Origin of the sequence: Xenorhabdus indica (assembly GCF_014467235.1) — a bacterium.
GTDB classification, from domain to species: Bacteria; Pseudomonadota; Gammaproteobacteria; order Enterobacterales; family Enterobacteriaceae; genus Xenorhabdus; species Xenorhabdus indica.
In genome coordinates, this window is sequence record NZ_NKHP01000060.1 from 1 (window position 1) to 3,202 (window position 3,202).

A 3,202-nucleotide genomic window follows, 5' to 3' on the forward strand; every position below is an offset into this window, starting at 1 on the left:
ACGGCGTTTCACTGCTGAGTTCGGCATGGGGTCAGGTGGGACCACCGCGCTATTGCCGCCAGACAAATCCTGTTTTCAATCCCGAACAAGCTGCCGGACTGGCCCAGGCCACTCCCGTCTCTGAAACTTTTCGTCTTTCTCTCCAACGCCCCCAAAACCCCTTCGGTGTTGTCAGGTTAAGCCGCACGGTACATTAGTACTGGTTAGCTCAACGTCTCGCCACGCTTACACACCCAGCCTATCCACGTCCTCGTCTCGAACGCTCCTTCAGTATCCTCTGGGGATAAGGGAAGACTCATCTCAAGGCAAGTTTCCCGCTTAGATGCTTTCAGCGGTTATCTCTTCCGCACTTAGCTACCGGGCAGTGCCATTGGCATGACAACCCGAACACCAGTGGTGCGTCCACTCCGGTCCTCTCGTACTAGGAGCAGCCCCTTTCAATCTTCCAGCGCCCACGGCAGATAGGGACCGAACTGTCTCACGACGTTCTAAACCCAGCTCGCGTACCACTTTAAATGGCGAACAGCCATACCCTTGGGACCTACTTCAGCCCCAGGATGTGATGAGCCGACATCGAGGTGCCAAACACCGCCGTCGATATGAACTCTTGGGCGGTATCAGCCTGTTATCCCCGGAGTACCTTTTATCCGTTGAGCGATGGCCCTTCCATGCAGAACCACCGGATCACTAAGACCTACTTTCGTACCTGCTCGCGCCGTCACGCTCGCAGTCAAGCCAGCTTATGCCTTTGCACTAACCTCACGATGTCCGACCGTGATTAGCTGACCTTCGTGCTCCTCCGTTACGCTTTGGGAGGAGACCGCCCCAGTCAAACTACCCACCAGACACTGTCCGCAACCCGGATAACGGGCTTACGTTAGAACATCAAACATTCAAGGGTGGTATTTCAAGGATGGCTCCATGCAGACTGGCGTCCACACTTCCAGGCCTCCCACCTATCCTACACATCAAGGCTCAAGGTTCAGTGTCAAGCTATAGTAAAGGTTCACGGGGTCTTTCCGTCTTGCCGCGGGTACACTGCATCTTCACAGCGAGTTCAATTTCACTGAGTCTCGGGTGGAGACAGCCTGGCCATCATTACGCCATTCGTGCAGGTCGGAACTTACCCGACAAGGAATTTCGCTACCTTAGGACCGTTATAGTTACGGCCGCCGTTTACTGGGGCTTCGATCAAGAGCTTCTCCCTAAGGATAACCCCATCAATTAACCTTCCAGCACCGGGCAGGCGTCACACCGTATACGTCCACTTTCGTGTTTGCACAGTGCTGTGTTTTTATTAAACAGTTGCAGCCAGCTGGTCTCTGCGACTGGCCTCGGCTCCGAAAGCAAGTTTCTTCACCTGACGCCAGCGTGCCTTCTCCCGAAGTTACGGCACCATTTTGCCTAGTTCCTTCACCCGAGTTCTCTCAAGCGCCTGAGTATTCTCTACCTGACCACCTGTGTCGGTTTGGGGTACGATTTCATGTTACCTGATGCTTAGAGGCTTTTCCTGGAAGCCGGGCATCTGTCACTTCAGCACCGCAGTGCCTCGTCATCACGCCTCAGTGTTATCAGGGCTCCGGATTTACCAGGAACCCCCACCTACACGCTTAAACCGGGACGACCGTCGCCCGGATGACATAGCCTTCTCCGTCCCCCCTTCGCAGTAACACCAAGTACAGGAATATTAACCTGTTGCCCATCGACTACGCTTTTCAGCCTCGCCTTAGGGGTCGACTCACCCTGCCCCGATTAACGTTGGACAGGAACCCTTGGTCTTCCGGCGTGCGGGTTTTTCACCCGCATTATCGTTACTTATGTCAGCATTCGCACTTCTGATACCTCCAGCCAACCTCACAGTTCACCTTCAACGGCTTACAGAACGCTCCCCTACCCAGCAACACATTCGTGTCGCTGCCGCAGCTTCGGTGCCTGGTTTAGCCCCGTTACATCTTCCGCGCAGGCCGACTCGACCAGTGAGCTATTACGCTTTCTTTAAATGATGGCTGCTTCTAAGCCAACATCCTGGCTGTCTGAGCCTTCCCACTTCGTTTCCCACTTAACCAGAACTTGGGGACCTTAGCTGGCGGTCTGGGTTGTTTCCCTCTTCACGACGGACGTTAGCACCCGCCGTGTGTCTCCCGTGATAACATTCTTCGGTATTCGCAGTTTGCATCGGGTTGGTAAGTCGGGATGACCCCCTAGCCGAAACAGTGCTCTACCCCCGAAGATGAGTTCACGAGGCGCTACCTAAATAGCTTTCGGGGAGAACCAGCTATCTCCCGGTTTGATTGGCCTTTCACCCCCAGCCACAAGTCATCCGCTAATTTTTCAACATTAGTCGGTTCGGTCCTCCAGTTAGTGTTACCCAACCTTCAACCTGCCCATGGCTAGATCACCGGGTTTCGGGTCTATACCCTGCAACTTAACGCCCCGTTAAGACTCGGTTTCCCTGCGGCTCCCCTATACGGTTAACCTTGCTACAGAATATAAGTCGCTGACCCATTATACAAAAGGTACGCAGTCACACCCCAAAGGGTGCTCCCACTGCTTGTACGTACACGGTTTCAGGTTCTCTTTCACTCCCCTCGCCGGGGTTCTTTTCGCCTTTCCCTCACGGTACTGGTTCACTATCGGTCAGTCAGGAGTATTTAGCCTTGGAGGATGGTCCCCCCATGTTCAGACAGGATACCACGTGTCCCGCCCTACTCATCGAACTCCCACCTTATGCATCTTCGTGTACGGGACTGTCACCCTTTACTGTGCGCCTTTCCAGACGCTTCCACTGACACACAAGCTGTTGCTGGTTCTGGGCTCCTCCCCGTTCGCTCGCCGCTACTGGGGGAATCTCGGTTGATTTCTTTTCCTCGGGGTACTGAGATGTTTCAGTTCCCCCGGTTCGCCTCGTTTGACTATGAATTCATCAAACGATAGTGCAACGGATTGCACTGGGTTTCCCCATTCGGACATCGCCGGCTATAACGGTTCATATCACCTTACCGGCGCTTATCGCAGATTAGCACGTCCTTCATCGCCTCTGACTGCCTAGGCATCCACCGTGTACGCTTAGTCGCTTAACCTCACAACCCGAAGGGGTCTTCGGACTGGGGTTGTTGAGAGACTCTTCAATGACCGCTTTCACTCAGAAAGCCGTGTCACTGAATGTTTCAATTTTTCAGCTTGTTCCAGATTGTTAAAGAGC

2 rRNA genes are annotated in these 3,202 nt (G+C 53.8%); both read right to left on the bottom strand.

The annotated features are described in order from the left end of the window. Window positions 1-63 (bottom strand): 5S ribosomal RNA (rrf, locus tag Xind_RS25480); the annotation flags it as partial. A 109-nt stretch (window positions 64-172) separates the two neighbouring features. Beyond that, window positions 173-3,080: ribosomal RNA gene (locus Xind_RS19355) — 23S ribosomal RNA — on the bottom strand. Window positions 3,081-3,202: the final 122 nt, after the last annotated feature.